General features: G+C 70.4%; 24 protein-coding genes and 1 other RNA gene. 17 read left to right on the top strand and 8 right to left on the bottom strand.

The annotated features are described in order from the left end of the window. Positions 1 to 2: 2 nt before the first annotated feature. The 5 genes from kdpC to SLW55_RS03390 all read left to right on the top strand — a co-directional run bounded on the left by kdpC (position 3) and on the right by SLW55_RS03390 (position 5,870). Positions 3 to 602 (top strand): potassium-transporting ATPase subunit KdpC, encoded by a 600-nt coding sequence (gene kdpC / locus SLW55_RS03410; RefSeq protein ID WP_320744646.1) that lies wholly within the window; start codon positions 3 to 5, stop codon positions 600 to 602. A gap of 66 nt (positions 603 to 668) precedes the next feature. Beyond that, complete coding sequence (locus SLW55_RS03405) at positions 669 to 3,347, top strand: sensor histidine kinase KdpD (protein WP_267082003.1); 2,679 nt, start codon at positions 669 to 671, stop codon at positions 3,345 to 3,347. Beyond that, a complete protein-coding gene (locus tag SLW55_RS03400; protein ID WP_267099977.1) occupies positions 3,337 to 4,065 on the top strand; it encodes a response regulator in 729 nt (242 codons plus the stop codon). The genes SLW55_RS03405 and SLW55_RS03400 overlap by 11 nt, the downstream gene beginning before the upstream one ends. Before the next feature lie 390 nt (positions 4,066 to 4,455). After that, positions 4,456 to 4,863: a hypothetical protein gene (locus SLW55_RS03395; protein ID WP_152180394.1), complete on the top strand. Its 408-nt coding sequence runs from the start codon at positions 4,456 to 4,458 to the stop codon at positions 4,861 to 4,863. A gap of 32 nt (positions 4,864 to 4,895) precedes the next feature. Further along, positions 4,896 to 5,870: a hypothetical protein gene (locus tag SLW55_RS03390; protein ID WP_226980418.1), complete on the top strand. Its 975-nt coding sequence runs from the start codon at positions 4,896 to 4,898 to the stop codon at positions 5,868 to 5,870. A 20-nt stretch (positions 5,871 to 5,890) separates the two neighbouring features. On the opposite strand, the gene SLW55_RS03385 is transcribed toward SLW55_RS03390, so the two are convergent. The 4 genes from SLW55_RS03385 to SLW55_RS03370 are packed head-to-tail and all read right to left on the bottom strand — an operon-like array spanning position 5,891 to position 9,908. Next, a complete protein-coding gene (locus tag SLW55_RS03385) occupies positions 5,891 to 7,276 on the bottom strand; it encodes an FAD-linked oxidase C-terminal domain-containing protein (RefSeq protein WP_267099978.1) in 1,386 nt (461 codons plus the stop codon). Then, on the bottom strand, positions 7,273 to 7,824 hold the full coding sequence (locus tag SLW55_RS03380) for a metal-dependent hydrolase (protein ID WP_320744571.1): 552 nt from the start codon (positions 7,822 to 7,824) through the stop codon (positions 7,273 to 7,275). The genes SLW55_RS03385 and SLW55_RS03380 overlap by 4 nt, the downstream gene beginning before the upstream one ends. Before the next feature lies 1 nt (position 7,825). Beyond that, a complete protein-coding gene (locus tag SLW55_RS03375) occupies positions 7,826 to 8,194 on the bottom strand; it encodes a YraN family protein (protein ID WP_026143653.1) in 369 nt (122 codons plus the stop codon). After that, positions 8,184 to 9,908 (bottom strand): penicillin-binding protein activator, encoded by a 1,725-nt coding sequence (locus SLW55_RS03370; RefSeq protein ID WP_320744569.1) that lies wholly within the window; start codon positions 9,906 to 9,908, stop codon positions 8,184 to 8,186. The genes SLW55_RS03375 and SLW55_RS03370 overlap by 11 nt, the downstream gene beginning before the upstream one ends. 81 nt (positions 9,909 to 9,989) lie before the next feature. Between SLW55_RS03370 and rsmI the strand changes: the two genes are divergently transcribed. After that, positions 9,990 to 10,814 carry a 16S rRNA (cytidine(1402)-2'-O)-methyltransferase gene (gene rsmI / locus SLW55_RS03365; RefSeq protein WP_320739606.1) on the top strand — a complete coding sequence of 275 codons (825 nt, stop codon included), beginning with the start codon at positions 9,990 to 9,992 and terminating at the stop codon, positions 10,812 to 10,814. 61 nt (positions 10,815 to 10,875) lie between these two features. Here rsmI and SLW55_RS03360 read toward each other — a convergent pair whose 3' ends face one another. The 4 genes from SLW55_RS03360 to SLW55_RS03345 all read right to left on the bottom strand — a co-directional run bounded on the left by SLW55_RS03360 (position 10,876) and on the right by SLW55_RS03345 (position 13,047). Beyond that, positions 10,876 to 11,340: a DUF2442 domain-containing protein gene (locus SLW55_RS03360; protein WP_152235543.1), complete on the bottom strand. Its 465-nt coding sequence runs from the start codon at positions 11,338 to 11,340 to the stop codon at positions 10,876 to 10,878. Between the two features lie 82 nt (positions 11,341 to 11,422). Continuing rightward, a complete protein-coding gene (locus SLW55_RS03355; RefSeq protein ID WP_226978434.1) occupies positions 11,423 to 11,566 on the bottom strand; it encodes a DUF4160 domain-containing protein in 144 nt (47 codons plus the stop codon). 142 nt (positions 11,567 to 11,708) lie between these two features. Next, positions 11,709 to 12,075: RNase P RNA component class A (gene rnpB, locus SLW55_RS03350), an RNA gene on the bottom strand. Between the two features lie 207 nt (positions 12,076 to 12,282). Next, a complete protein-coding gene (locus SLW55_RS03345; RefSeq protein WP_320744567.1) occupies positions 12,283 to 13,047 on the bottom strand; it encodes an NRDE family protein in 765 nt (254 codons plus the stop codon). Between the two features lie 326 nt (positions 13,048 to 13,373). On the opposite strand from SLW55_RS03345, the gene mraZ reads away from it, so the two are divergent. The 11 genes from mraZ to SLW55_RS03290 are packed head-to-tail and all read left to right on the top strand — an operon-like array spanning position 13,374 to position 26,097. Continuing rightward, entirely contained in the window at positions 13,374 to 13,820 is a 447-nt protein-coding gene (gene mraZ / locus SLW55_RS03340; RefSeq protein ID WP_026144304.1) for a division/cell wall cluster transcriptional repressor MraZ, read from the top strand. 14 nt (positions 13,821 to 13,834) lie between these two features. Further along, a complete protein-coding gene (gene rsmH, locus SLW55_RS03335; protein WP_320744644.1) occupies positions 13,835 to 14,947 on the top strand; it encodes a 16S rRNA (cytosine(1402)-N(4))-methyltransferase RsmH in 1,113 nt (370 codons plus the stop codon). Continuing rightward, positions 14,944 to 15,207, top strand: a complete 264-nt coding sequence (gene ftsL, locus SLW55_RS03330) for a cell division protein FtsL (RefSeq protein WP_009576670.1) — start codon at positions 14,944 to 14,946, stop codon at positions 15,205 to 15,207. Before rsmH ends, ftsL begins: the two co-directional genes overlap by 4 nt. Further along, positions 15,204 to 17,072 (top strand): penicillin-binding transpeptidase domain-containing protein, encoded by a 1,869-nt coding sequence (locus SLW55_RS03325; RefSeq protein WP_043093186.1) that lies wholly within the window; start codon positions 15,204 to 15,206, stop codon positions 17,070 to 17,072. The genes ftsL and SLW55_RS03325 overlap by 4 nt, the downstream gene beginning before the upstream one ends. Further along, positions 17,069 to 18,553, top strand: a complete 1,485-nt coding sequence (locus SLW55_RS03320; protein ID WP_320744566.1) for a UDP-N-acetylmuramoyl-L-alanyl-D-glutamate--2,6-diaminopimelate ligase — start codon at positions 17,069 to 17,071, stop codon at positions 18,551 to 18,553. The genes SLW55_RS03325 and SLW55_RS03320 overlap by 4 nt, the downstream gene beginning before the upstream one ends. Next, positions 18,550 to 20,085, top strand: coding sequence for a UDP-N-acetylmuramoyl-tripeptide--D-alanyl-D-alanine ligase (gene murF, locus SLW55_RS03315; RefSeq protein ID WP_320744565.1), 1,536 nt, complete (start codon positions 18,550 to 18,552; stop codon positions 20,083 to 20,085). The genes SLW55_RS03320 and murF overlap by 4 nt, the downstream gene beginning before the upstream one ends. Further along, positions 20,075 to 21,160 carry a phospho-N-acetylmuramoyl-pentapeptide-transferase gene (gene mraY, locus SLW55_RS03310; protein WP_010344435.1) on the top strand — a complete coding sequence of 362 codons (1,086 nt, stop codon included), beginning with the start codon at positions 20,075 to 20,077 and terminating at the stop codon, positions 21,158 to 21,160. Before murF ends, mraY begins: the two co-directional genes overlap by 11 nt. Next, positions 21,160 to 22,482 carry a putative lipid II flippase FtsW gene (gene ftsW, locus SLW55_RS03305; protein ID WP_295965429.1) on the top strand — a complete coding sequence of 441 codons (1,323 nt, stop codon included), beginning with the start codon at positions 21,160 to 21,162 and terminating at the stop codon, positions 22,480 to 22,482. Before mraY ends, ftsW begins: the two co-directional genes overlap by 1 nt. After that, a complete protein-coding gene (gene murG, locus SLW55_RS03300) occupies positions 22,479 to 23,726 on the top strand; it encodes an undecaprenyldiphospho-muramoylpentapeptide beta-N-acetylglucosaminyltransferase (protein ID WP_267085440.1) in 1,248 nt (415 codons plus the stop codon). Before ftsW ends, murG begins: the two co-directional genes overlap by 4 nt. Beyond that, positions 23,723 to 25,159, top strand: coding sequence for a UDP-N-acetylmuramate--L-alanine ligase (gene murC / locus SLW55_RS03295; protein ID WP_010340124.1), 1,437 nt, complete (start codon positions 23,723 to 23,725; stop codon positions 25,157 to 25,159). The genes murG and murC overlap by 4 nt, the downstream gene beginning before the upstream one ends. Beyond that, positions 25,156 to 26,097 (top strand): D-alanine--D-alanine ligase, encoded by a 942-nt coding sequence (locus SLW55_RS03290; protein WP_320744563.1) that lies wholly within the window; start codon positions 25,156 to 25,158, stop codon positions 26,095 to 26,097. The genes murC and SLW55_RS03290 overlap by 4 nt, the downstream gene beginning before the upstream one ends. The last annotated feature ends 38 nt before the right edge of the window (positions 26,098 to 26,135 follow it).

Raw genomic sequence — 26,135 nt, 5'->3', positions numbered from 1 at the left:
CGATGCGCTGGCGCGCGGTGCTGGTGCTGCCGCTGCTGGTGCTCGCGTCCGCGGCGCTGTACTCGTTGCTGGCCACCGTGCTGGCCGGCGCGCTGTTCCCCGAGCAGGCCAACGGCAGCCTGCGCACGCGCGATGGCCGCGTGGTCGGCTCGGCGCTGGTGGCGCAGCCGTTCGCCGCCGCCGGCTACTTCCAGCCGCGTCCGTCCGGCGCCAAGTACGATCCGATGTCGGCGGCCGGCAGCAACCAGGCGCGCAGCAACCCCGACCTGCGCAAGCGCCTGGATGCCACCCGCCAGGCGGTGGCCGCACGCGAGGGCATCGACCCGGCGCAGGTGCCGGACGACCTGGTCACCCAGTCCGGCAGCGGCATGGACCCGGACATCAGTGTGGAAGCGGCGCACATCCAAGTGGCGCGCGTCGCCGCCGCGCGCGGCCTGCCGCCGCAGACCGTCGCCGCCCTGGTCGCCGCGCAGACCCAGCCGCGCCAGTTCGGCGTGCTGGGGGAGCCGCGGGTGAACGTGCTGGCGCTGAATTTGGCCTTGGATGCCGGGAATGGGGAAACGGGAATCGGGAATGGGCAAAAGCAGGAGCAACAGCGGTAAATCGCGCAGCCATGTAGGCTTGCGCTCTGCGATTCCCCATTCCCAATTCCCCATTCCCAGCTCCAAATGCCCGACCCCCGCACCCAACAGGCCGACGCCCTGATCGGCGAACTGCAGCGCGAGCGCGGCGGGCGCCTGACCGTGTTCCTCGGCGCGGCGCCGGGGGTCGGCAAGACCTACGCGATGCTGTCGCGTGCGCGGCAGTTGCAGCAGCAGGGCAGCAACCTGGTGGTCGGCGTGGTCGAGACCCACGGCCGCGCCGAGACCGCGGCGCTGCTGGAGGGCCTCACCGTGCAGCCGCGGCGGCGGCTGGAGTACCGCGGCCGCACCCTGGACGAGATGGATCTGGATGCGCTGCTGGCGCTGCGCCCGCCGCTGGTGCTGGTGGACGAGCTGGCCCATCGCAACGCGCCGGGCAGCCGTCACGAGCGGCGCTGGCAGGACGTACAGGAGCTGCTCGACGCCGGCATCGACGTCTACAGCACGGTCAACATCCAGCACCTGGAAAGCCTCAACGACGTGGTCCACCGCATCACCGGCGTGCGCGTCAGCGAGACCGTGCCCGATGCGATCTTCGACCGCCTGCGCGACATCGTGCTGGTCGACCTGCCGCCACGCGAGCTGATCGAACGCCTGCAGCAGGGCAAGGTCTACCTGCCCGAGCAGGCCGGGCAGGCGCTGCAGGCCTTCTTCTCGCCGTCGAACCTGGCCGCGCTGCGCGAACTGGCGATGCAGACCGCCGCCGACCGCGTCGACAACGACCTGCGCGACGTGCAGGCCGCGCAGGGCCGCACCAGCGTCGCCCTGCGGCGCACGGTGATGGTGGCGATCGACGGGCGCGGCCAGTCCGACTACCTGGTGCGGGTGGCGCGGCGCCTGGCCGAGCGCCGCGGCGCGCCGTGGACGGTGGTCACCGTGCAGACCCAGGCGCAGCCGGATGCCGACTGGCAACTGGAGATCGACCGCGCGTTCGCGCTGGCGCGCCGGCTGGGCGGCGAGGCCGCGCTGCTGCACGGCGCCAACGTCGCCGACGCCTTGCTCGACCATGCCGCGCGCAGCGGCGTGTCCACCCTGGTGCTGGGCCGCACCCGCGAGCGCCCGCTGGCGCGCATGATCAACCGCACCCTGACCCAGCAGCTGCTGCAACGCGGCGCGCACTACGAACTGGTGATCATCAGTTCGCCGGAAGCACGCGCGCGGGCGCGGCGGCGCTGGCGCAGCCCCGCGCACTGGCTGTCGCGCGACGACCTGCTGTTCGCCACGGTGGCGTCGGCGCTGGCGGTGGTGGTCGCCTGGATCGCCGAAAGTTGGGTCGGCATCGACGACCTGTCGATGGTGTTCATCGTCGCGGTGGTGATGGTCGCATCGAAGACGCGGATGACCGCGGCGGTGCTGGCGGCGCTGCTGAGCTTCTTCAGCTACAACTTCTTCTTCATCGAACCGCGCTTCACCTTCCAGATCGGCGCGCGCCAGGGCGTGGTCACGGTGCTGCTGTTCCTGGTCGCGGCCCTGGTCGCCGGGCGCCTGGCCTCGCGCCTGCGCATGCAGGTGCTGGCGCTGCGCGCGGTCAACGCGCAGACCACCGCGCTGCAGCGGCTGGGCCGCGAACTGACCAGTGCCGCCGACCTCGGCCAGGTGCTGGAGGCCGGGCGCCGCGCGCTCGCCGGCACCCTCGATGCCGAGGCCTGGCTGCGCCTGCAGCCGCTGGAGCGCGCGCATGACGGCGCCGACGACTACGCGCCGACGATGGCCGCGGTGGACCGCAGCGCCGCCGACTGGGCGCAGCGCCACGGCCAGGCCACCGGGCGGTTCACCGATACGCTGGCCGGCGCGAGCTGGTGGTTCCTGCCGGTGCGCCACGAGCGCGGCACCATCGGTGTGGTCGGGCTGCGCTTCGGTGCCGGCGTGCAGCGCCCGGGCCTGGAGCAGCAGCGCCTGGCCGAGGCGATGGTGGAGGACATCGGCCAGGCCGCGCTGCGCACGCGGCTGGTCGCCGACCTGGAGAGCGCGCGGGTCAGCGGCGAGACCGAGCGGCTGCGCTCGGCCCTGCTGTCCTCGGTCTCGCACGACCTGCGCTCGCCGCTGGCGGCGATGATCGGCGCGGCCAGCAGCCTGTCCAGTTACGGCAAGGCGATGGATGCGGACGACCGCCGCAGCCTGCTCGAGACGATCCAACTGGAAGGCGAGCGTCTGGACCGCTACATCCAGAACCTGCTGGACATGACCCGGCTCGGCCACACCGGGCTGACCTTGAACCGCGACTGGATCGGCGTGGACGAACTGATCGGCTCGGCCGCGCGGCGCCTGCAGCGCTACCAGCCGCAGGTGCGCCTGGACATCGCCCTGGCCGCGGAACTGCCGACGCTGTGGGTGCACCCGGCGCTGGTCGAGCAGGCGATCTTCAACGTGCTGGAGAACGCGGCCAAGTTCTCGCCGGCGGACGCGGCGATCCGTGTCGCCGCGGGCATGGTCGAGGGCCGCCTGCGCATCGACATCAGCGACCGCGGCCCGGGCATTCCCGAGGACGAGCGCGCGCGCATCTTCGACATGTTCTACAGCGTCGAGCGCGGCGACCGCGGCCGCCACGGCACCGGCCTGGGCCTGACCATCTGCCAGGGCATGATCGGCGCGCACGGCGGCAGCGTCGAGGCGCTGCCGGGCCCCGATGGCCGCGGCACCACGATCCGCATTACCCTGCCGCTCATCGAACCCGCCGCGCCGCCGTCCCGCCCCGATGCCGACTGAGTCCCACGCCGATCCGATTCCGCCGCCGCGCGTGCTGGTCATCGACGACGAGCCGCAGATCCGCCGTTTCCTCGACATCAGCCTGCGCGCGCAGGGCTACCGCGTGCTGCAGGCCGACACCGGCGCCGCCGGCCTGGCGCAACTGGCCGCGCACGGCGCCGAACTGGTGGTGCTGGACATCGGTCTGCCCGACCAGGACGGGCACAGCGTGCTGCGCGAACTGCGGCAATGGTCGTCGGTGCCGGTGATCATGCTGACCGTGCGCGCTGGCGAGGACGAGAAGGTGCAGGCGCTGGACGCCGGCGCCAACGACTACGTGACCAAGCCGTTCGGCGTGCAGGAACTGATGGCGCGCATCCGCGTGCTGCTGCGCATGCAGCCGGTGGCCGGCGAGGCCGAGCCGGTGTTCGACGACGGCCACCTGCACATCCACCTGGGCCTGCGCGAAGTGCGTCTTGAAGGCGAAGCGTTGCCGCTCAGTCGCAAGGAGTACGCGCTGCTGGCGCTGCTGCTGCGCCACAGCGGCCGCGTGGTGACGCAGCCGCAACTGCTGCGCGAACTGTGGGGCCCCACCCACCAGGACGACACCCACTACCTGCGCATCCTGGTCGGCAAGCTGCGGCAGAAACTCGGCGACAGCGCCGTGGCCCCGCGCTACATCGCCACCGAGCCGGGCGTGGGGCTGCGTTTCATCGGCGTGAACGAACGCAGTAGCTGATTCAAGCGAGGGGTGGACGCATCGATCACGCATGGTCGGCACCGGACGTACTCGCTGTGGAAACGGGGTTTGATCCTGGTCTGGTCCGAGTAGGCCGTCTTGCTCGCCATGCGCGTCGTAGCGACGCGCCGAAGGCGCCGTCTTGTGCAAGCGGGTGGATTTGAATAAATTCCGCGGCATCGTAGGAGCCGGGCCGGACACATGCATGTTAGGGCCATGAGTTGCTGGACGCGAGCCATCCCCGTTGTGCGGCGCCACGGGCATCGATGGCGATGGTTGAGCATCTCGATGTCTTGCCTGATCTTTGCGGCGTGCACCCGCGATGCCCAGCTAGATCGCGCTCGCAGCGTGGCGCCAGCCGTATCCGCCTCAGAGAGCAAGGAGAGTCCGATGGAACGCATCAAGCGGGTGGTGGATCGTCTGGTCGATACGCGATTCGACGACATTGCAGCAATCAACGCACAGCTACAGACTAGCCTCGGTGCCGTACAGGCGGGGGATGGTTTCGACGTGCGCACCAGCGACAGTGGCTCGCTTGGCGGGATACCCGTCAGCGACATTGAATTGCGTAGCGCGAAAGACGATGCGTCGCATGCCACGTTGCTGCTGCGTTTCCCTTTGCCGGGAGTGCCGCTTGAAAGCGCGCCATGGCCGAACGCGACGTTGTATCCGCCTCGGCCCGATGCAGTCGATTCGGCAGCTTACTGGTCCGTTGACGCCGCACCGGACACCCGCGTGATCCTGGGTCTTTCTGCCGACGAGAAGCATCTGATCCAGATGACGATTCGGAAGAACTAAGAACTGTATGCCTTTGGCAAAGGAGTTGCAGCATGGTCGAGTCGATGTCGGAACCCGGCGCTTCGCAGGCGTCGCCAAATTCCTCTCCGCCGCGCCCGGCTACACCGCTGCAGGATCCTTCGCTGCAGTCATTCCTGGAGGAGTCGCCGACGTTGCGAAGCGGATTGGCGCAGTTGCGTCACGACCGCATCGAGGTGATCTGGGGAAGGGCAGGAGGTGGAACCTATGTGGATCCTGGTCGTGCCATCGTCATCGATGAAAACGCGATGGGACATGGTGGGCGAATCGCAAGGTCGATTTCTCACGAAATAGGCCATCATCGATTTACCGAGATACCCGATAAGTCGTCGCGGGAGACCTATGTCGCCAGCATGCTGCGTGGCGAGGCCGCTGCGACGTTGAGCAATGCCAAGGTCAGACAGGAAATCCTCGCTCGTGGTGGAGCCGATATCGGCATCTCCGGCAGTGGAGATCGGCCTAGACAGTACGCGGCAATCGCGGATCAGTACCTGGCCGGTCGGCTAGGGCGGGATGCCGCGCTCAACCAGATCGGTCAGGTGTTCAAGACGGAACAGCCATCGGTCAGTCCCCATTCGACCTATGAGCAATACTACGGTGACTATTACGATCGGGCCATCGCTCCCACGCTGCGTCGACCCGGCACGCCGCAGCCTTCCGAGGTCGACGCGGTTCCGCAAGGACATGCCGTCTATTCCATGTATTCGACCTTGCGTGAGCGGTTTCCGGCGTCTGTCTCCGATGCGCACGTGCTGCACGCGTCGGTCCTGGCAAAGGCCGAAGGGATTCGCGAGAACGATGCGCAGGTCTTCATGAAGGACGATCAGGCATGGGTGGCCGCATCGTTTCCGCCTGGGACCCGCGTCCAAATCGACTTGGGCGCGGCTGCGCCTTCGATGTCCGACGCCTTGCAACAAGCCGCACAACAGGACGGGCAGCATCAGGACGCCGCGATCCATGCCCAAGCGCCGAATGTGCCATCACGCTGAAGTGGCGTTTGGGGAGTCCCTCATCCCGGCGGCAACACCTTCCCCGGATTGAGGATCCCATCCGGATCCAGCGCCCGCTTGATCGCGCGCATCGCGTCAAGGGTCGCGGCATTGAAGGCCTGGTCCATATAGTCGCGCTTGGCCACGCCGATGCCGTGTTCGCCCGAGAGGGTGCCTTCCAGCGACAGCACCAGTGCGAACAGCCGCGGCAGCGCCGCCTGCGCGCGCGCGGTTTCGGCGGCGTCGTCCGGCGCGTACATGATGTTGACGTGCAGGTTGCCGTTGCCGGCATGGCCGAAGGCCACGATCGGCAGGTCGAACTCGGCGGCCAGCGCTTCCACGCCGGCCACCAGCTCAGGGATGCGCGACACCGGCACCACCACGTCTTCGTTGATCTTGCCGGGGCGGATCGTGCGCAGCGCCGGCGACAGCGCGCGGCGCGCGGCCCACAGGCGGTCGCGCGCGCTGCCGTCGGCGGCCACGTCCAGCGTCAGCAGGCCCTCGCCCTCGGCCGCCGCACCCAACGCTTGCAGCGTGTAGGGCAGGGTGTCGTGGTCGCCGTCGGCCTCGATCAGCAGCATCGCGCCGGCCTCGGGCACGTCGCTGCCATTGCGGCGCAGCAGCGCGATCGCGCTGCGGTCCATGAACTCGAGCATGGTCGGCGTGCTCGGCTGTGCCATCAGCCGCGACACCGCCGCCGCGGCGGCGGCGGCGTCGCGGTACAGCGCGCGCAGGCTGGCCTGCGCCAGCGGCCGTGGCGACAGCTTCAGCGTCGCTTCCACGATCAGCGCCAGCGTGCCTTCGCTGCCGACCAGCAGGTGGGTCAGGTCGTAGCCGGTGGCGTCCTTGGTGTAGGCGCCGCCGCAGCGGATCAGCTCGCCCGTGCCGGTCACCGCGACCAGGCCGAGCACGTTGTCGCGGGTGGCGCCGTACTTCACCGCGCGCGGTCCGCCGGCATTGGTGGACAGGTTGCCGCCGACGCTGCAGATCTCCGCGCTGGACGGATCCGGCGGCCAGAACAGCCCGTGCGGCGCCAGGGCCTGCTGCAGGTCGCCGTTGAGCACGCCGGGTTCGACCACCGCGCAGCGGTCGGCCGGGCGCAGCTGCACGATGCGGTTCATGCGCGCGAACGACAGCACCACGCCGCCGGCGAACGGCACCGCGGCGCCGGCGGTGCCGGTGCCGGCGCCGCGCGCCACCAGCGGCACGCGGTGCGCACGGCAGGCGCGCACGATCGCCTGCACCTGCTCGCGGGTCTGCGGCAGCGCCACCGCGTCGGCCAGGGCCCAGCGCCGCGAATCGTCCTCGCCGTAGCTGCGGCGGCTGTCGGCGTCGGTGCGCCAGCCCTCGGTGCCGAGCAGGGCGGAAAGGGTGTCGGTGAGTGCGGTGGGCAGGGCGGTGGTCATGGCGAAGGTGGCGACGACGAAGTGGAGGGCGAGGGCGGCTGCAGCAGTTTCCAGGTGAGCACCGCCAGCGCCAGCGGCAGCCACACCCAGCGCAGTTCGGACCACAGCGTGGCCATGCCGCGCGCGCTGAAGAAACCGTTGGCGAACGGCGAGACCCGGATCGGCCGCCACGGCGCGAACCAGCGCTGTTCGCTCCACGGCCACCCCAGGGCCACGCCGAGGCCGCCGGAGGTCATCGCATCGAGCAGCGGATGCGAGGCGGTGCAGACGAACAGCCAGACGGCCGCCTGCAGCGCGCCGGCGCGCAAGGGTCGGTGCAGCAACGCGCCGAGCGCGCCCAGCACGGCGGCGAACAGCAGCGAATGGCTGGCGCCGCGATGGCCGAACGCGTCGGCGTAGGGGATGTGCAGGGCGAAGCCGAGCACGTCGGCGTCGGGCAGCATCGCCGCGACGATGCCGGCGCCGAGCAGGCGCGTGGAGATGCGCCCGCGATCGGCGGCGGCCCACAGCGCCAGCGGCACCGCGGCGTGGGTGAAGACGCTGGGCACCTCAGCAATCCTCGGCGCGGAAGGCGTCGCGCAACCAGGTCAGCCGCGGCGGATCGCCCTCGGCCTCGACCACGTCGAAGCGGCACGGCCAGTTGGCGTACTGCGGATGCGCGGCCAGGAACAGCTGCGCCGCCAGCAGCAGGCGGCGGCGCTTGCGCAGATCGACCGAGGCCGCGCCGCCGCCGAACGCGGCGCTGCGCCGGTAGCGTACTTCGACGAACACCAGGCTCTGCGCCTGCTGCATCACCAGGTCCAGCTCGCCGCCGCGGAAGGCGACGTTGGCGGCGATCAGGCGCAGGCCGGCGCGCTCCAGTTCGGCGCGCGCCGCCGCTTCCACCGCATTGCCGCGTCGGCGCCGCTCAGTTTCCATCGGGCAGCGGGGTCGGGCGCCCGCCGCTGAAGGTGGACCAGGCCGGGGTGCGCACGATGTTGCCGAAGCCGTCCAGGTGCAGCACGCCGGTGGCGCCGCGCAGGCCGCTGTCCTTGCCGGTCGCCAGCTTCTCCAGGTACGCGGTGATCTGCCAGGCGTCGTAGCCGAACGCGAACAGCCGCCCGGCCGGGCCGCGCGCGGTCGGCAGCATGTCGGCCACGCTGGTCGCCGCCGGCAGGCCGCCGACGCCGCGCACGTTCCACAGCTCGCTCGGGTAGACGATGCCGTCCAGCACCAGGTCGTCCTCGGGCTTGCCGGTGCCCAGCACCAGCTGCGAGGTGGCCACCCGGGTCTTGCCGGCGAAACCGGCCAGCGCCAGCTGCGGCGCCAGCGCGCGGGCGGTATTGCCCTTGACCGCCAGCAGCACCGAATCGGCGGCGCCGGCGTTGCGCAGCTGCGCGCCGATGTCGCCCGGGGTGTCGGCCACGCTGACGCTGCCGGCGACCTTGCCGCCGCGCTCGCTGAAGCGGTCGCGGAACGCGGCCACCGCACGGCGGCCGGTGTCGTCGTTGCTGCCGATCACCAGCGTATTGCGGCGTTCGTGCGCCAGCAGGTACTCGGCGGCGGCGATGCCGTCGTCTTCCGGCGCCAGCGAGAAGCCGGCGCTGCCGCCCGGCGGCGCGTGGGTGCCGCGGTTCAGCGCCAGCACCGGCACCGGCAACGCGTCGCGCCCGAACAGCGCGGTGACCTCGTCGCGGCCGAGCGGGCCCACCACGAAATCGGCGCCGCCGTCGACCGCCTTCTGATAGGCGGCCAGTGCACCGGCCGGGGTGCCGGTGGTGTCGATGAAGTCGATCGCAGGACGCCGCCGGGTCTCGCCGTAGTAGCCGGCAAGCAGACCGTCGCGCACCGGCGCCGCAGCGGTGGCCAGGCTGCCGCTCAGCGGCAGCAGCACCGCCAGCTTGGCCGGCGGGCGATAGCCGTCGCGTTCGGCCGGCGGCCGCTTGCTGGTGTCGAAGCCCCACTGCTCGCCGCGGTCGAACGGACGCGGCAGCGCCAGACCGCGGCTCAGCAGCGCGCGGCCGACGAAGTTGTACAGCGGGTCGCCGGCCGGCAGCGCGGCGGCGAGCGCCTGCAGGGTGGCGTCGTTGAGCGTGGCCAGCTGGCGCACGATGGCGCGCTGGTTGTCGCTGCGCGCCTGGCCGCTGAGGCCGTTGTCGGCGCGGGCGCGCTCGTCCAGCGCCGCGGTGGCGTCGCCGGTGCCTTCCAGCGCCTGTGCACGGGCCAGGTGCCAGCGCGCACGCAGGTTCTGCGGCACCGCCTGCGGATCGCTGCCCAGCGCCTGCAGCGCCTTGGCCGGCTGGCGGTCGGCCAGGGCCAGCTCGGCCTCGACCAGCGCCACCCGCACCTTGCTCAGTGGCGGCAACTGCCGTGGCTGCACCTGCGCCAGCAGGCTGCGCGCACGGGCGGTATCGCCGGCCTCGTACCAGGCGAAGGCGGCGTCGCCCAGCAACTGGTTGCGGGCGCTGCCGGTGGCGCCGGCGGCCTGCGCCTCGAGCTGCTGCGCCGCGTCCTTCGGCTTGCCCTGATCCAGCAGCGCCAGCGCGGCCGATTGGGCCGGCGAAGCGCTCGGCGTCACGCTGGTGGTGGCGCAGCCGGCGACGAGCAGCGCCAGCAGCGACAGGGCGGAAATCCTTGCGAATCGCTTGTTCATTTCTGGTCCATTCGGCTGGGCACGCCAGGCGCGCCGGGGAAAACCGCTACGATTCTACCCTTGACCATGGAAAGCCCGTAGATGAGCGCCCAGCCCGGAACCCTGCACGTCGTCGCCACGCCGATCGGCAACCTCGCCGACCTGACGCCGCGCGCCCAGGAGACGCTGCGCACGGTGGCGGCGATCTGCGCCGAGGACACCCGCCGCAGCGGCCAGCTGCTGGCTCACTTCGGCATCGAGCGGCCGCTGCTGGCGCTGCACGAACACAACGAGGATGCGTTGTCCCAGCGCATCGTCGCGCGCCTGCTGGAGGGCCAGTCGCTGGCCCTGGTCAGCGACGCCGGCACCCCGCTGGTCAGCGACCCCGGCTACCGCCTGGTGCGCGCGGCGCGCGCGGCCGGGGTGCGGGTCAGCCCGGTGCCCGGCGCCTGCGCGGCGATCGCCGCGCTCAGCGTGGCCGGCCTGCCCAGCGACCGCTTCGCCTTCGAGGGCTTCCTGCCGGCCAAGGCCTCGGCGCGCCGCGAGCGCCTGGCGCGGTTGGCCGGCGAGCCGCGCACCCTGGTGTTCTACGAAGCCTCGCACCGCATCGCCGAGTCCCTGGCCGACTGCCGCGCCGCCTTCGGCGATGCCCGCCCGGCGGTGATGGCACGCGAACTGACCAAGCTGTTCGAGACCGTGCTCGACGGCACCCTGGCCGACCTGCACGCCCGGGTCGAGGCCGACGACAACCAGCGCAAGGGCGAGTTCGTGCTGATGGTGCAGGGCGCCGGCGACGACGCCGATGCGCAGCTGGCCGAGGGTCGCCGCGTCTACGCCAAGCTCAGCGAGCACCTGCCGCCGTCCACCGCCGCCAAGCTGGCCGCCGAACTGACCGGTGCGTCGCGCAAGGCGCTTTACGGCGGTTGAGGGGGCGATAACGCCCTGCGGCAATGCGATCGCCGGCCAGTCGTCTTTGGCGACTGCGTTCTCAGGCGACTTTCGAATAATCAAACCCTGCCTGTTCGGCCTCCCATCCCAGCATCGCCAAGCCAATGCTCTTGGGGACGGGCTTTTCGCCGCTGCGGTAGTAGGCGAGCATGCGCCGGCTCAAGCCCAATGCTTCGGCGGCTGAATCCAACGTCATGTCGTGGCGATGCATCCAGGCGATGATCTGCTGGTGGGAATAGTCACCGGCTTGCTCGATCGCGAGTGCGCGCAGGTTGTCGCTGGCGAGCGCCAACTCGTCGTTGCCGTCGAAGATGACGCCGCGCTGCCATTCGTCGAGCGAGACCCTATGGAAAACGTGCGGCAGCCGTGCCTTTTTCAGGGAAGGATGCGAGGCCAAGACCTCGCTGAGGTCGACGGTGCAAGTGAAGCCGTCGGCAAAGGTCAGTGCAAGTTCGCGCGCCGCGACAGCCTTCACCTTGGTAATGACGAATTGAGGTTGGTTCATGGATTCAATTCCTGCCATCGGGCGATGAGGGTGGCTTTGTTCGCCGCGGCCCATTCAAGCGCGGCGCTCAATTCGCGTCGGCTCAGGCGGCCGGACAGAACTGCCAGGTGTCGATGACGATCAGCGCTTCCCGACCATCTCGGGTACGCACATGGAAGTGAGGCGGCAGATGGTCGGCCGCATACATCGTGACAACGCTGTTGGCGAAACGGACGATCGTCGGCATGTGCGGAACATAGTGCAATGATTGCACTTTCGCAAGAAGGATCCTGTTCGCAGCGGGTCAGAGGCCAGAAGGGGGGGGGCATCAACGCCTGGCGCTCCGCGCCCTCAGTGAAGGTTTGGAGTTTTCGGCGTTCTGAAAAAAGTGGCGGAGCCGGCCGATAAGCCGGGTTCTGTCGTGGACAGTCATTCTTCTAGGCGCACCGTCACCGGTACGCTCAAGCAACCTACCCGGACCCGACGCGGGCCGCGCCATGAGGTCCCTATTTGGTCTTGCTCCAGGTGGGGTTTGCCGTGCCGGTCCGTTACCGGACTCGCGGTGCGCTCTTACCGCACCATTTCACCCTTACCGGCCTGCTTGCGCAGACGTAGGCGGTATCTTTCTGTTGCACTAGTCCGTCGGCTCGCGCCGCCCAGGCGTTACCTGGCACCTTGCCCTATGGAGCCCGGACTTTCCTCGGCATCCCGCCGCACCGAAATGCGATTGGATGACGCGACTGTCTGGCCGGCTCCGCCGCGGGCATTGTCGCATGTTAAGACGGGACCCGGGATTCGGGATTTTCCGCGAGTGCAGGTTTCGATTGCACTGTGGGAGGGACTTCAGTCCCGACGGGCTCTACCGGTAAAGCCCGTCGGGACTGAAGTCCCTCCCACAAAAATCGCCGCTTTAGGTCGCTGACAGCGATTTCGCGCCTGACCCCATACTTCCCGAATCCAGGGTCACGAGTCCTGGTTCTCCAGCCGCGTCTCCCCCAGGATCACCCCGTCCGGGCCGAACCGGCGCTCATGGATCCAGCCGTGGCCGGCGGCGTCCACGGCGACGATGGTGCTGGCACGTGTGCCGTAGTCGTGGCCGCGGATGAAGGCCGGCGACAGCCGCCGTTCCAGGTCCGGGCCGACCCCGGTGTCGGGCAGGTCGGCCGGGTCGGCCAGGGTCTCGTCGGCCAGCGCCCGCCACAGCGGCGCCAGGTCGTCGTCGCCGGCGGCGATCCAGGCGGTCACGGACGCGCGCAGGCGCAGGGTCTTGGGCCAGGGCGCGTCCAGCGCGCCGTTGGACATGCCGTGCACGCCGGGCGCCAGGGCGCTGCGGCCGGGCGGGTGGTTGCCCACGTAGGCGGCGCCGGCGGCATCGGCCAGCAGCAGGTTGAACGGCGGGTAGGCGTCGGCGCGCGCCGCCAGCGCGTCGGCGAAGGCGTCGGCCGGCTCGGCGCCGGTCAGGTAGTCGGCGATCAGGGCGCCGCGCGAGGCGCCGGACATCGACGCCAGCGGATCGCGCACGTTGGTGACCACGGCGCAGCGGCCGGCGGTGTCCAGCCCCACCCAGGTGCCGCCGGAGCGCAGGTCGCGCCCAGCCAGCAGGCGCTGCGCCGGGGCCGGCCAGCGCTGCAGCGGCGCGGTCGGGCGGGCGTGGAATTCGTCGCGGTTGCCGACCAGCAGCAAGCGCCATCGCGGGTGCGCAGCGTGCGCGAGAACGACCAGACACATGCCCGCCAGTGTGCGCGCTTGCGCAACGCGGCGCGAGCCCGGGCGCCATGTCGACGGCCGGTGACGACCGCCTTAACGCCGCGTACACAGGCCTGAATTTCCGTTCAATCTCAAAATTTGAGACGAAACAGTAACTTGTGGATAAGCCTTGAACAAGTCTCTAAAGATCGTTGCAAACCATTGATCCCGCTAGCGATTTACCGCTCGCAAAGTTGTTGACAACCCGTTGCGCGCTGCTAAGGTGGGCACTTGAGGGGAAACCGGGTTTTTTGTGGTTTTTCGTGGTTCAATGACCGCCCAGGCGGATTCGGAAAGGTGCAGGCGTCGTGTTTCAGGGCGAGACCGCAATCACTGTGGACGACAAGGGGCGTATGGCGGTTCCCACCGCGTACCGCGACCTCGTCGCGCGCGTGAGCGGCAATCGGCTGGTGCTGACCTACAACCCGTTCGAGGCCGGCTGCCTGTGGCTGTATGCGGAGAAGGAGTGGGAGCGGGTCCGTGACGACGTCATGGCCAAGCCCAACACCCAGCGCGTGGTGCGGGTCCTGCAGCAGAAGCTGGTGGGTTCGTCGGCCGCGCTGGAGCTGGATGCCAACGCCCGCATCACCATTCCGCCGAGCCATCGCGCCGCGGTGGGCATTGAAAAGCGCGCCGTGCTGTTGGGCATGGGCGACAAGTTCGAACTGTGGAGCGAGCAGGCTCATCGCGCACTGATCCAGCAGACGTTGTCTGACGAGGATCTGGGCGATGGATTGCTCGATCTGAAGTTGTGAGTCGGGGTGTCCGGATGCGCGGACAGGCGCAGGCCGGTCACCTCCCGGTGTCGCAACCATCGGCGGCGCATGTGCCGGTGTTGTTCGCGCAGGTCCTGGACGGGCTGCAGGTGATCGAAAACGGAATCTATCTGGATGGCACGTTTGGGCGTGGCGGACACGCGCGCGGGGTGCTGCACAAACTCGGCCCAGGAGGCCGGCTGCTGGTGATGGACAAGGATCCCGAGGCGATCGCCGAAGCCGAACATGCGTTTGGCGGCGACGCGCGCGTGTCCATCTATCGCGGCAGCTTCGCCGAGCTGGGCCAGTGGGACGCCGCCACCGCCCTGGATGGCGTGCTGTTCGACCTCGGCGTGTCCTCGCCGCAGCTGGACGTGGCCGCGCGCGGCTTCTCCTTCGGCAAGGACGGCCCGCTGGACATGCGCATGGACCCGGACGCTGGCGAGAGCGCCGCGCAGTGGCTGGCGCGCGCCGAGGAGCGCGAGATCGCCGACGTGCTGTGGACCTACGGCGAAGAGCGGCAGAGCCGGCGCATCGCCCGCGCCATCGTCGCCCGCCGCGAGAAGCAGCCGCTGACCCGCACCGCCGAACTGGCCGAGCTGATCGCCAGCGTGATGCCGCGCGGCGACAGCAAGACCCATCCGGCTACGCGCAGCTTCCAGGCCATCCGCATCCACATCAATCGCGAACTGGCCGATCTGGAAACCGGCCTGGACGCCGCGCTGGCCCGGCTCAAGCCCGGCGGCCGCCTGGCGGTGATCAGCTTCCACTCGCTGGAAGACCGCATCGTCAAGCAGTTCATGCAGCGCCACGCCAAGGCCCCGCCGAGCAACCGCCGCCTGCCGGAGGCCACGACCTTCGTGCCGACCCTGCGCCTGCACGGCGGCGCGATCAAGGCCGACGCCGACGAACTGGCGGTGAACCCGCGCGCGCGCAGCGCGGTGTTGCGGGTGGCGGAGAAGCTGGGAATCGGGAGTCGGGAATTGGGAATCGGGAAAGGCGAAAGCAAGAGCGCGCTTCCCGGGACGGAAGGTTTCCGTGTGCGGTCGACCGGCTCTTCGCCATTCCCCATTCCCGTTTCCCCATTCCCGCCGGCGCATGGCGCGCTCCACAGGAGCGCCCCATGAGCCGGCTTCTGCTGATCGTGCTGCTCGCCTGCACCATCGCTTCGGCGATCGGGGTGGTGTACATGCGCCATCGCCATCGACAGTTGTTCGTGGAGCTGTCGCGGCTGGAGCACAACCGCGACGAGCTGAACATCGAGTTCGGCCGGCTGCAGTTGGAGCAGGCGACCTGGGCGGAGAGCAATCGCGTCGACCAGGTCGCGCGCGAGCGGCTGGGGATGAAGTTCCCCGAGACCGGCGACATCGTGGTGGTGCGTCCGTGAACAAGAGCGGCCGCAATCGCCCCCGCAGCAACTTCAACCTGCGCGGCCGCCTGGTGCTGGTCGGCGCCGCGCTGGGCCTGTGCTCGGTGACCCTGATCGGCCGCGCGGCCTACGTGCAGTTGATCAACAGCGACTTCTACCAACGCCAGGGCGAAGCGCGCTACCTGCGCGAACTGCCGATCGCCACCTCGCGCGGCATGATCACCGACCGCAACGGCGAGCCGCTGGCGGTGTCCACGCCGGTGGAGTCGATCTGGGTCAACCCGCAGGAACTGCTGCGCAGCCCGGACCGCATCCCGCAACTGGCGCAGGCGCTGGAGCTGCCGGTCGACGAACTCACCGCCAAGCTGTCGCAGAAGGCGGACAAGGAGTTCATGTACCTCAAGCGCCGGATCAATCCGGACAAGGCGCATGCGGTGGTCGCGCTGGGCATCCCCGGCGTGTTCTCGCAGCGCGAATTCCGCCGCTTCTACCCGCAGGGCGAAGCGATGGCGCACGTGCTGGGCTTCACCAACATCGACGACCGCGGCCAGGAAGGGCTGGAGCTGGCGTTCGATTCCTGGCTGCGCGGCAAGCCGGGCGCCAAGCGCGTGATCCGCGACCGCAAGGGCGCGATCGTCGAGAGCATCGACCTGGTCAAGCCGGCGCAGCCGGGCAAGGACCTGACCCTGAGCATCGACCGCCGCATCCAGTTCCTGGCCTACAAGGAACTGCGCAACGCGCTGGTCGAGAACAAGGCCGCCGGCGGCTCGATCGTGATCATGGACGTGGCCACCGGCGAGATCCTGGCCATGGTCAACCTGCCGACCTACAACCCCAATGCGGTCAACGGGGTCAACCCGGACGTGCGCCGCAACCGCGCGGTCACCGATCTGGTCGAGCCGGGCTCGACGATGAAGCCGCTGACCATCTCCACCGCGCTCAAGGCCGGGGTGGTGACCAAGGACACGCTGATCGACACCAACCCCGGCTACATGTCGGTGGGCCGCTTCACCATCAAGGACGTGCCGCGCAACAACGGCGTGCTGACCGTGACCGGGGTGATCACCCGCAGCTCCAACATCGGCGCGGCGAAGATCGCGGCCAAGCTGCCGGACCAGACCTTCTACGACCAGGTCCACAGCTACGGCTACGGCAGCTCCCCGCACAGCGGCTTCCCCGGCGAATCGGCCGGCGTGTTCCCGTCGCCGGCGCGCTGGAGCGGCTCGTCCAAGACCACCATGTCCTACGGCTACGGCCTGTCGGTGACGCCGCTGCAGATCGCCCGCGCCTACTGCGCGCTGGGCAACGGCGGGCGCCTGGTCACCCCGACTTTCGTCAAGGGCCAGCACGAGGACAGCAAGCAGGTGCTGGACCCGGCGATCTCCAAGGAAGTGGTAGCGATGATGGAGACGGTGGTCACCCAGGGCGGCGCCAAGGGCGCGGCGATCCTGGGCTACCACGTCGCCGGCAAGACCGGCACCGCGCGCAAGGCCGGCCCCGGCGGCTACGAGCGCGGCCACTACAACGCGCTGTTCGCGGGCCTGGTGCCGGCGAGCAATCCGCGCTTCGCCACGGTCATCGTCATCAACGACCCGCAGGGCGCCAAGTACTACGGCGGCCTGGTCTCGGCGCCGGTGTTCCACAACGTGATGGAAGGCGCGCTGCGGCTGATGGACGTGCCGCCGGACGACATCCAGTCGTGGCTGGCCGCGCAGGCTGCCGGCAAGAGCGGCCATGCGCCGCCGCCGGCGCCGGTGGAGCCGGATCCGGCCACCGTGCCCGACGCCGCCGCCGAGGTCGATGCCGCGCTGCCCAGCGCGCGTGCGGTGGCGCCGCCGGCGCCGGCCGCGTTGCCGGCTCCGCTGCAGGAGACCCGCCAGTGACCCGCGCGATGTCGCTGTCGCAACTGCTGCCGGGCGTGGCGCTGGCGCATGACGTGCAGGTGTCCGGGCTGGTCATGGACAGCCGCGCGGTGCGCCCGGGCGATGCCTTCGTGGCGATCGCCGGCTTCGGCGCGCATGGCCTGGGCTTCGTCGAGCAGGCGCGCGCCAACGGCGCGGTCGCGGTGCTGTACGACCCGCCGGCCCCGGCCGAACTGCCGGCGCCGGCCGACGCGATCGCGGTGCCGGGCCTGCGCGCGCGCATGGGCGCGATGGCCGACCAGTTCCACGGCCATCCGTCGCAGACGATGACCATGGTCGGGGTCACCGGCACCAACGGCAAGACCTCCACCGTGCAACTGCTGACGCAGGCCTGGCACCTGCTGGGCACGCGCAGCGGCAGCATCGGCACCCTCGGCGCCGGCCTGTACGGGCAGGTGCAGCCGACCGGCTTCACCACGCCGCTGGTGTTGCCGCTGCACGCGCTGCTGGCGCAGCTGCGCGACGCCGGCGCGCAGGCGGTGGCGATGGAAGTCAGCTCGCACGCGCTCGACCAGGGCCGCGTGGACGCAGTGCATTTCGACGTGGCGGTGTTCACCAATCTCACCCGCGACCATCTCGACTATCACGGCGACATGGCCAGTTACGGCGCCGCCAAGGCGCGCCTGTTCGCCACGCCGGGGCTGAAGTCGGCGGTGGTCAACCTGGACGATGCGTTCGGCCGCGAACTGCTGGCCAAGCTGGATCCGGCGCTGCGCCGCATCGCGGTCAGCTCGCGCGGCCAGGACGGCGCCGAGGTGCGCGCCGAGGCGCTGCGCCTGGACGCGCGCGGCATCGGCTTCACCCTGGCGATCGGCGAGGAGCGGCATCCGCTGCAGTCGCCGTTGCTGGGCCGTTTCAACGTCGACAACCTGCTGGCCGTGGCCGGCGCGCTGCATGCGCTGGACGTGGCGCCGGTGCGCATCGCCGCCACCCTGGCGCAGCTGCAGCCGATCCGCGGGCGCATGAACCGGCTCGGCGGCAACGGCGCGCAGCCGTTGGTGGTGGTCGACTACGCACACACCCCGGACGCGCTGGAACAGGCGCTGCAGAGCCTGCGCGCGCACGCACAGGGCCGCATCACCTGCGTGTTCGGCTGCGGTGGCGAGCGCGACACCGGCAAGCGCCCGCAGATGGCGGAGATCGCGCAGCGCCTGGCCGAGCGCGTGGTGGTCACCGACGACAACCCGCGTGGCGAGGACGGCGACCGTATCGTCGCCGACATCCTGGCCGGCTTCGACGGCATGCAGGCGGTGCAGGTGCAGCGCGACCGCGCGCAGGCGATCGCCATGGCGGTCGCCGATGCCGGCGCCGAGGATATCGTGCTGATCGCCGGCAAGGGCCACGAGCCGTACCAGGAGATCGCCGGCGTGCGCCATCCGTTCGACGACACCGAGGTCGCCGCGCAGGCCCTGCGCGCGCATGCGGCGGAGGCGGCCCGATGAAGCGCCTGCCGTTGTCGATGATCGCGCACTGGGCCGGCGCCGAGCTGCACGGCGACGACGTGGCGATCGATGCGATCAGTCACGACACCCGCAGCCTGGCCGCCGGCAGCCTGTACGTGGCGCTGCGCGGCGAGCGTTTCGATGGCCACGCCTTCGTCGCCGACGCCGCAACGCGCGGCGCCAGCGCGCTGCTGGTGGAGCGCGTGCAGCCGCAGATCGAACTGCCGCAGATCGTCGTCGCCGACACCCAACTGGCGCTGGCGCGGATCGCCGCCGGCATGCAGCGCGGCCGCGCCACCCGCGTGGCCGCGATCACCGGCAGCAACGGCAAGACCAGCGTCAAGGCGCTGCTGCTGGCGATCCTGCAGCATGCCTGCCGCATCGACGGCGGCAGCGTCTACGCCAATCCCGGCAACCGCAACAACGAGATCGGCCTGCCGCTGGCGGTGATCGAGGCGCCGGACGACGCCGACTACGCGATCTACGAGATGGGCGCCGGCAAGCCGGGCGACATCGCCTATCTCACCGACATCGCGCCGCCGCAGGTGTCGCTGGTCAACAACATCGCCGCCGCGCACCTGGAGCGCATGGGCAGCCTGCTCGGCGTGGCGCAGACCAAGGGCGCGATCTACACCGCGCTGCCGGCCGACGGCACCGCGGTGATCAATGCCGACGACGCCTTCGGCCTGTGGTTCGAGCAGCGCCTGGCGACCGGCGAGGCGCGGCCGCAGGTGCTGCGCTTCGGCCTGCAGCCGGGCGCCGAGGTTGGTGCCGCGCAGATCCGCATGGCCGCCGACCGCACCCAGTTCGTGCTGACCACCCCGCGCGGCGACGTCGAGGCGACGCTGCCGTTGCCGGGCCGGCACAACCTGCAGAACGCCCTGGCCGCCGCCGCGCTGGCGCTGGCACTGGACGTGGCGCCGGCGCGTATCGTCGCCGGCCTGGCGCAGGTGCAGCCGGTGCCGGGCCGGCAGATCACCCACACGCTGCCCAACGGCGCGGTGCTGATCGACGACAGCTACAACGCCAACCCCGGCTCGCTGGCTGCGGCGATCGACGCCCTGGCCGCGGCCGGCGGCGAGCGCTGGCTGGTGCTGGGCGACATGCGCGAACTCGGCGCCGGCGCCGAGGCGCTGCATGCCAGCGGCGGGCGCCGCGCGCGCGATGCCGGGCTGACCCGGCTGTACGCGCTCGGCCCGCTCAGCGCCCACGCCGCGCAGGCGTTCGGCGAGAACGGCCGCGTCTTCGACAGCCATGCGGCGCTGATCGAGGCGCTGCAGCGCGATCTGGCCGCGGTGGCCGGGAATCGGGAATCGGGAGCCGGGAATCGGCAAGAGCAGGATCAAGAGCAGGAAGTGAAGCAGATGCATGAGAACACCAGCGCGCCGTCCGATGGCGCGCTCCCACGGGTCCCGGGTCCCGGGTCCCGGGTCCCGGCCACGCTCCTGATCAAGGGCTCGCGCGGCAGCGCCATGGACACCGTGGTGCGTGCGCTGCTGAACCAGGCACAGGAGGCGCCGCATGCTGCTTGAACTCGCCCGCTGGCTGCAGCAGCTCGAAAGCATGTTCGGGCTGTTCGGCTATCTGACCTTCCGCGGCATCCTCGCGGCGCTGACCTCGCTGTTCCTGTCGCTGTGGCTGGGCCCGGCGGTGATCCGCAAGCTGGCGCAGTTCAAGGGCGGCCAGCCGATCCGCCAGGACGGCCCGCAGACCCACTTCTCCAAGGCCGGCACCCCGACCATGGGCGGCTCGCTGATCCTGCTCACCGTGCTGCTGTCAGTCCTGCTGTGGGGCGACCTGCGCAACCGCTACGTGTGGCTGGTGCTGGCGGTGATGCTGGCGTTCGGCGTGATCGGCTGGTACGACGACTGGATCAAGATCGTGCGCCGCGACCCGAACGGGCTGAAGTCGCGCTGGAAGTACCTGCTGCAGTCGATCTTCGGCCTGGCCGCGGGCCTGTTCCTTTACTACACCGCCGACGTACCGGCGGCGATCACCTTCTACATCCCGATGTTCAAGTCGATCGCGCTGCCGCTGGCCGGGATCAGCTTCGTGGCCATCGCCTACTTCTGGATCGTCGGCTTCTCCAACGCGGTCAACCTGACCGACGGCCTGGACGGCCTGGCGATCATGCCGACGGTGCTGGTGGCCTGCGCGCTGGGCGTGTTCGCCTATGCCTCGGGCAACGCGGTGTTCTCGGCCTACCTGAAGATCCCGACCATCCCCGGCGCCGGCGAACTGATCATCATCTGCGCGGCGATCGCCGGCGCGGGCCTGGGCTTCCTGTGGTTCAACACCTACCCGGCGATGGTGTTCATGGGCGACATCGGCGCGCTGGCGCTGGGCGCGGTGCTGGGCACCATCGCGGTGATCGTGCGCCAGGAACTGGTGCTGGTGATCATGGGCGGCGTGTTCGTCATCGAGACGCTGTCGGTGATGATCCAGGTCGCCTCGTTCAAGCTCACCGGCAAGCGCGTGTTCCGCATGGCGCCGATCCACCACCACTTCGAACTGAAGGGCTGGCCGGAGCCGCGGGTGATCGTGCGCTTCTGGATCATTTCGGTGGTGCTGGTGCTGGTCGGCCTGGCCACGTTGAAGGTGCGCTGATGAACGACCCCGCCCGCCAAGCGACCCGCCTGGAGGCCATCGGTGGCCGCTACGACCCGTGGCTGCTCGGCGCCGCGGTGGCGCTGGCGTCGCTGGGCGTGGTCATGGTCGGCTCCAGCTCGATCGAGCTGACCACCAGCCCGTTCTACTACCTGAGCCGCCACCTGCTGTTCCTGGCCGGCGGTGTCGGCCTGGCGATCTGGGCGATGCGCACCGAGCTGAAGAACATCGAGCAGTACAACCAGTTGCTGCTGCTGGCCTGTTTCGGCCTGCTGCTGGTGGTGTTCGTGCCGGGCCTGGGCAGCACCGTCAACGGTGCGCGGCGCTGGATCAACCTGGGCATCTCGCGTTTCCAGACCGTGGAAGCGGTGAAGGTGCTGTACATCGTGTGGCTGTCCAGCTACCTGGTGCGTTTCCGCGACGAGGTCAACGCGACCTGGCCGGCGATGCTCAAGCCGCTGGGCGTGGCGGTGGCATTGGTCGGCCTGCTGCTGCTGCAGCCGGACTTCGGTTCCTCCACGCTGCTGCTGGCGATCACCGCCGGCATGCTGGTGCTGGGCGGGGTGAATCTGCCGCGCATGTCGATGCCGATCGTGATCGGCCTGCCGGTGTTCGCCTTCATCGCGATCCTCGAGCCGTACCGCCTGCGCCGCATCACCTCCTTCCTGGATCCGTGGGCCGACCAGCTCGGCTCCGGCTACCAGCTGTCCAACGCGCTGATGGCGGTGGGCCGCGGCGAATTGTTCGGGGTCGGCCTGGGCGGCTCGGTGCAGAAGCTCAACTACCTGCCGGAAGCGCACACCGACTTCATCTTCTCGGTCATCGCCGAGGAACTGGGCTTCGTCGGCGTGTGCCTGATCATTTCCCTGTACGCGCTGCTGGTCGGACGCGCGTTCTGGCTGGGCATGCGTTGCGTGGAAATGAAGCGCCACTTCTCCGGCTACATCGCCTTCGGCATCGGCCTGTGGATCAGCCTGCAGAGCTTCGTCTCGGTCGGCGTGAACCTGGGCATCCTGCCGACCAAGGGCCTGACCCTGCCGTTGATCTCCTCCGGCGGCTCCAGCGTGCTGATGACCTGCATGGCGATGGGCCTGCTGCTGCGCGTGTCCTACGAACTCAACCGCGCCGAGCGCCAGGTGGCGCTGGTGCGCAGCGACGCGGCGATGCCGGTCAAGCACACCGTCGACAACGCCGAAGACCTGCACGCCGCGCGCGAGGCCAGCGCCAGCGCGGTCGCCGCGGCGATCCAGGGCGGCGCCCCGGGGCGCGGCACCAGCCGCATGCAGCCGCGCGTCGAACCCACCTTCGGGAGGCTCGGATGAGCGCGGTGCAGGGCGATCGTCCGGTGATGATCCTCGCCGGCGGCACCGGCGGGCACATCTTCCCCGCGCTGGCCGTGGCCAAGGTGCTCCGCGCGCGCGGCGTGCCGGTGGTGTGGCTGGGCGCGGCCGGGCGCATGGAAACGCGGCTGGTGCCGGAACACGGCATCGAGCTGGACACCATCGAGATCGGTGGGCTGCGCGGCAAGGGCGCGCTGGCCCTGTTCGGCGCGCCGGTGCGGGTGATGCGTGCGGTGCGCGCCGCCGGCTTCGTGCTGCGCCGGCGGGCGCCGCGTGCGGTGATCAGCTTCGGCGGCTTCGCGGCCGGTCCCGGCGGCCTGGCCGCGCGCCTGCTCAAGCTGCCGCTGCTGGTGCACGAACAGAACCGCGCGCCGGGCCTGACCAACAAGGTGCTGGCGCGGGTCGCGCGGCGCGTGCTGACCGGCTTCCCCGGCAGCTTCGCCACGCGCGAGGAAGCGGTGGGCAACCCGGTGCGTGCCGAGATCGCTGCGCTGGCGCCGCCGGCGCAGCGCCTGGCGGGGCGCCACGGCGCGCCGCGGCTGCTGGTGCTGGGCGGCAGCCAGGGCGCGCGCGTACTCAACCAGGCGCTGCCGCAGGCGCTGGCCGCGCTCGGCGTGACCGTGGAAGTGCGCCACCAGTGCGGCGAAGCGCTGCGCGAGGAAGCCGCGCGCGCCTACGCCGACGCCGGCGTCGAAGCCAGCGTTGAAGCCTTCATCGGCGACATGGCCGCCGCCTATGCCTGGGCCGACCTGGTGGTGTGCCGCGCCGGCGCCTCGACCCTGGCCGAACTGTGCGCGGTCGGCATCGGCAGCGTGCTGGTGCCGTTCGCCGCCGCCGTCGACGACCACCAGACCCGCAACGCCGAATACCTGGTCGAACGCGGCGCCGCCGTGCTGCTGAAGCAGGACGACGCCCTGGCCGGCCACCTGCAGCGCGTGCTGCGCGACCTGATGGCGCAGCCGGCGCAGCGCCTGGCGATGGCCGAGGCCGCGCGCCAGCTGGCCAAGCCGGATGCGGCCGAGCGGATTGCGGACATCGTTTTGGAAGAAGCCGGGAATGGAGAACCGGGAATGGGGAATGGGTACAAGCACAATCAAGGGCAGAATCACGCAGTGACACACGCAGACACGAACACGCGACAGGCACGGATCGCTGCAGCCGCCGCGCTTCTTCCAATTCCCGATTCCCGTTTCCCCATTCCCGCCTCCGCAGGAGGCCAGCAATGATCCGCCGCCTCCACGACACCGGCGATCTGGTCCGCGCGTTCCCGCGCGTGCATTTCGTCGGCATCGGCGGCACCGGCATGAGCGGCATCGCCGAGGTCATGCTGACGCTGGGCTATGAGGTCTCCGGCTCGGACAACGCCGACAACGCGGCGACCCGGCGCCTGGTCAAGCTCGGTGCGCGGGTGATGCGCGGGCACTCGGCCGCCAACGTGCTCGGCACCGACTGCGTGGTGGTGTCCAGCGCGATCCGCGAGGACAATCCGGAACTGATGGAAGCGCGCAGCCAGCGCATTCCGATCATGCCGCGCGCGGCGATGCTGGCCGAACTGATGCGCTTCCGCCGCGGCATCGCGGTGGCCGGCACCCACGGCAAGACCACCACCACCAGCCTGGCCGCGGCGGTGCTCAGCGAAGGCGGGCTGGACCCGACCTTCGTGATCGGCGGCCAGCTGCTCGCCGCTGGCGCCAACGCCAAGCTCGGCGGCGGCCAGTGGCTGGTGGCCGAGGCCGACGAGAGCGACGGCAGCTTCCTGCGCCTGAACCCGCTGATCTCGGTCATCACCAACATCGATGCCGATCACCTGGAGAACTACGGCAACGACTTCGCCCGGGTCCAGGCGGCGTTCGCCGAGTTCCTGCAGCGCCTGCCGTTCTACGGCCTGGCGGTGCTGTGCATCGACGATCCGGAAGTGGCCGCGCTGGCGGCGAAGACCCCGCGCCACGTGATGAGCTACGGTCTCAGCGAGAACGCCGACGTGCGCGCCGAGGACGTGGTGCAGGACGGCCCGCGCATGCGCTTCACCCTGCGCCTGCCCGAAGGCAGCAGCATCCCGGTGACCCTGGCGCTGCCGGGCCGCCACAACGTGCTCAACGCGCTGGCCGCCGCCGCCATCGGCTGGCAGCTGGGCGTGGCGCCGGAGGCGATCGCCAGCGCGCTGCAGAGCTTCGCCGGCATCGGCCGCCGCTTCAACGACCTGGGCGAAGTGACCACCGCCGGCGGCGCGCGCGTGCGCGTGGTCGACGACTACGGCCACCACCCGCGCGAGTTGGCCGCGGTGTTCGCCGCCGCCCGCGGCGGCTGGCCGGACAAGCGCCTGGTGGTCGCGTTCCAGCCGCATCGCTACAGCCGCACCCGCGACCAGTTCGACGCGTTCGCCGCGGTGCTGTCGGAAGTCGACGCGCTGGTGCTCAGCGAGGTCTACCCGGCCGGCGAGGCGCCGATCCCGGGCGCAGACGCGCGTTCGCTGGCGCGCGCGATCCGCGCACGCGGCCGCAGCGAGCCGGTGGTGGTCGGCCAGGTCGGCGAACTCGACAGCGTGCTGCCGGACGTGCTGCAGGACGGCGACCTGCTGCTGATGATGGGTGCGGGCGACATCGGCTACGTCGCCCAGCACATCGCCCAGCACGGCTTCGCCGGCGGAGCGGACGCATGAGCGCGCAGACCCTGCCGCCGCCGCGCGTCACCGATCCGGCCGCGTTCGGCCGCGTCGCCGTATTGCTCGGCGGCACGTCCAGCGAGCGCGAGGTGTCGCTGAACTCCGGCGCCAACGTGCTCGAGGCGCTGCGCAGCCGCGGCGTCGACGCGCAGCCGGTGGATGGCATTCCCGCCTTGCTCGAGCGCATCCGCGCCGGCGAAGTCGATCGCGTGTTCAACATCCTGCACGGCGGCGACGGCGAGAACGGCGTGCTGCAGGGCCTGCTGCGCGCGTTGCAGGTGCCGTTCACCGGCCCCGACGTGCTCGGCAGCGCGCTGACCCTGGACAAGATCCGCACCAAGCAGGTGTGGATCGCCGCCGGCCTGCCGACCCCGGGCTTCGCCCGCATCGACGCCCAGGCCGACCTGGCCGCGGCCGCCGCCGCGCTGGGCTACCCGCTGTTCGTCAAGCCGGCCTGCGAAGGCTCCAGCGTCGGCGTGTTCCGCGTGCTGTCCGAGGCCGATTTCGCGCCGGTGCGCGCCTTCGCCGCCGACTACCGCGGCGAACTGCTGATGGAGCAGATGGTGCAGGGCGAGGAGTACACCGTCGGCATTCTCGGCGATGTCGCGCTGCCGTCGATCCGCATCGTCCCCGCCGGCGACTGGTACGACTACCACGCCAAGTACATCGCCGAGGACACCCAGTACCTGTGTCCGGGCATGCAGGGCGAAGACGAGACCGAGATCCGCCAGCTCGCGCTGCAGGCCTTCGCCGCCGCCGGCTGCAGCGGCTGGGGCCGCGTGGACGTGATGCGCGACCGCGTGCGCGGCCTGCAACTGATCGAGGTCAACACCGCCCCGGGCATGACCAGCCACTCGCTGGTGCCCAAGGCCGCGGCGCAGCTCGGTGTGGATTTCGCCGGCCTGTGCTGGCGCATCCTGGAGCAGACGCTGTGACGCTGGGAATCGGAAATCGGGAATCGGGAATGGGCAAG

Origin of the sequence: Xanthomonas sp. LF06-19, assembly GCF_034105425.1 — a bacterium.
Classification (GTDB): domain Bacteria; phylum Pseudomonadota; class Gammaproteobacteria; order Xanthomonadales; family Xanthomonadaceae; genus Xanthomonas_A; species Xanthomonas_A sontii.
The sequence above is the reverse complement of the archived record's forward strand: the minus strand, read 5'-3'. Positions and strand labels throughout refer to the sequence as shown.

Coding starts and splice junctions, on each gene's coding strand:
- ftsL (WP_009576670.1), top strand. CDS start 14,944: ATGAGCCGGCTTCTGCTGATCGTGCTGCTCGCCTGCACCATCGCTTCG.
- SLW55_RS03405 (WP_267082003.1), top strand. CDS start 669: ATGCCCGACCCCCGCACCCAACAGGCCGACGCCCTGATCGGCGAACTG.
- mraY (WP_010344435.1), top strand. CDS start 20,075: ATGCTGCTTGAACTCGCCCGCTGGCTGCAGCAGCTCGAAAGCATGTTC.
- SLW55_RS03345 (WP_320744567.1), bottom strand. CDS start 13,047: ATGTGTCTGGTCGTTCTCGCGCACGCTGCGCACCCGCGATGGCGCTTG.
- rsmI (WP_320739606.1), top strand. CDS start 9,990: ATGAGCGCCCAGCCCGGAACCCTGCACGTCGTCGCCACGCCGATCGGC.
- SLW55_RS03290 (WP_320744563.1), top strand. CDS start 25,156: ATGAGCGCGCAGACCCTGCCGCCGCCGCGCGTCACCGATCCGGCCGCG.
- SLW55_RS03390 (WP_226980418.1), top strand. CDS start 4,896: ATGGTCGAGTCGATGTCGGAACCCGGCGCTTCGCAGGCGTCGCCAAAT.
- kdpC (WP_320744646.1), top strand. CDS start 3: ATGCGCTGGCGCGCGGTGCTGGTGCTGCCGCTGCTGGTGCTCGCGTCC.
- ftsW (WP_295965429.1), top strand. CDS start 21,160: ATGAACGACCCCGCCCGCCAAGCGACCCGCCTGGAGGCCATCGGTGGC.
- SLW55_RS03400 (WP_267099977.1), top strand. CDS start 3,337: ATGCCGACTGAGTCCCACGCCGATCCGATTCCGCCGCCGCGCGTGCTG.
- murF (WP_320744565.1), top strand. CDS start 18,550: ATGAAGCGCCTGCCGTTGTCGATGATCGCGCACTGGGCCGGCGCCGAG.
- rsmH (WP_320744644.1), top strand. CDS start 13,835: ATGCGCGGACAGGCGCAGGCCGGTCACCTCCCGGTGTCGCAACCATCG.
- murG (WP_267085440.1), top strand. CDS start 22,479: ATGAGCGCGGTGCAGGGCGATCGTCCGGTGATGATCCTCGCCGGCGGC.
- murC (WP_010340124.1), top strand. CDS start 23,723: ATGATCCGCCGCCTCCACGACACCGGCGATCTGGTCCGCGCGTTCCCG.
- SLW55_RS03395 (WP_152180394.1), top strand. CDS start 4,456: ATGGAACGCATCAAGCGGGTGGTGGATCGTCTGGTCGATACGCGATTC.
- SLW55_RS03355 (WP_226978434.1), bottom strand. CDS start 11,566: ATGCCGACGATCGTCCGTTTCGCCAACAGCGTTGTCACGATGTATGCG.
- SLW55_RS03375 (WP_026143653.1), bottom strand. CDS start 8,194: ATGGAAACTGAGCGGCGCCGACGCGGCAATGCGGTGGAAGCGGCGGCG.
- SLW55_RS03385 (WP_267099978.1), bottom strand. CDS start 7,276: ATGACCACCGCCCTGCCCACCGCACTCACCGACACCCTTTCCGCCCTG.
- SLW55_RS03370 (WP_320744569.1), bottom strand. CDS start 9,908: ATGAACAAGCGATTCGCAAGGATTTCCGCCCTGTCGCTGCTGGCGCTG.
- SLW55_RS03360 (WP_152235543.1), bottom strand. CDS start 11,340: ATGAACCAACCTCAATTCGTCATTACCAAGGTGAAGGCTGTCGCGGCG.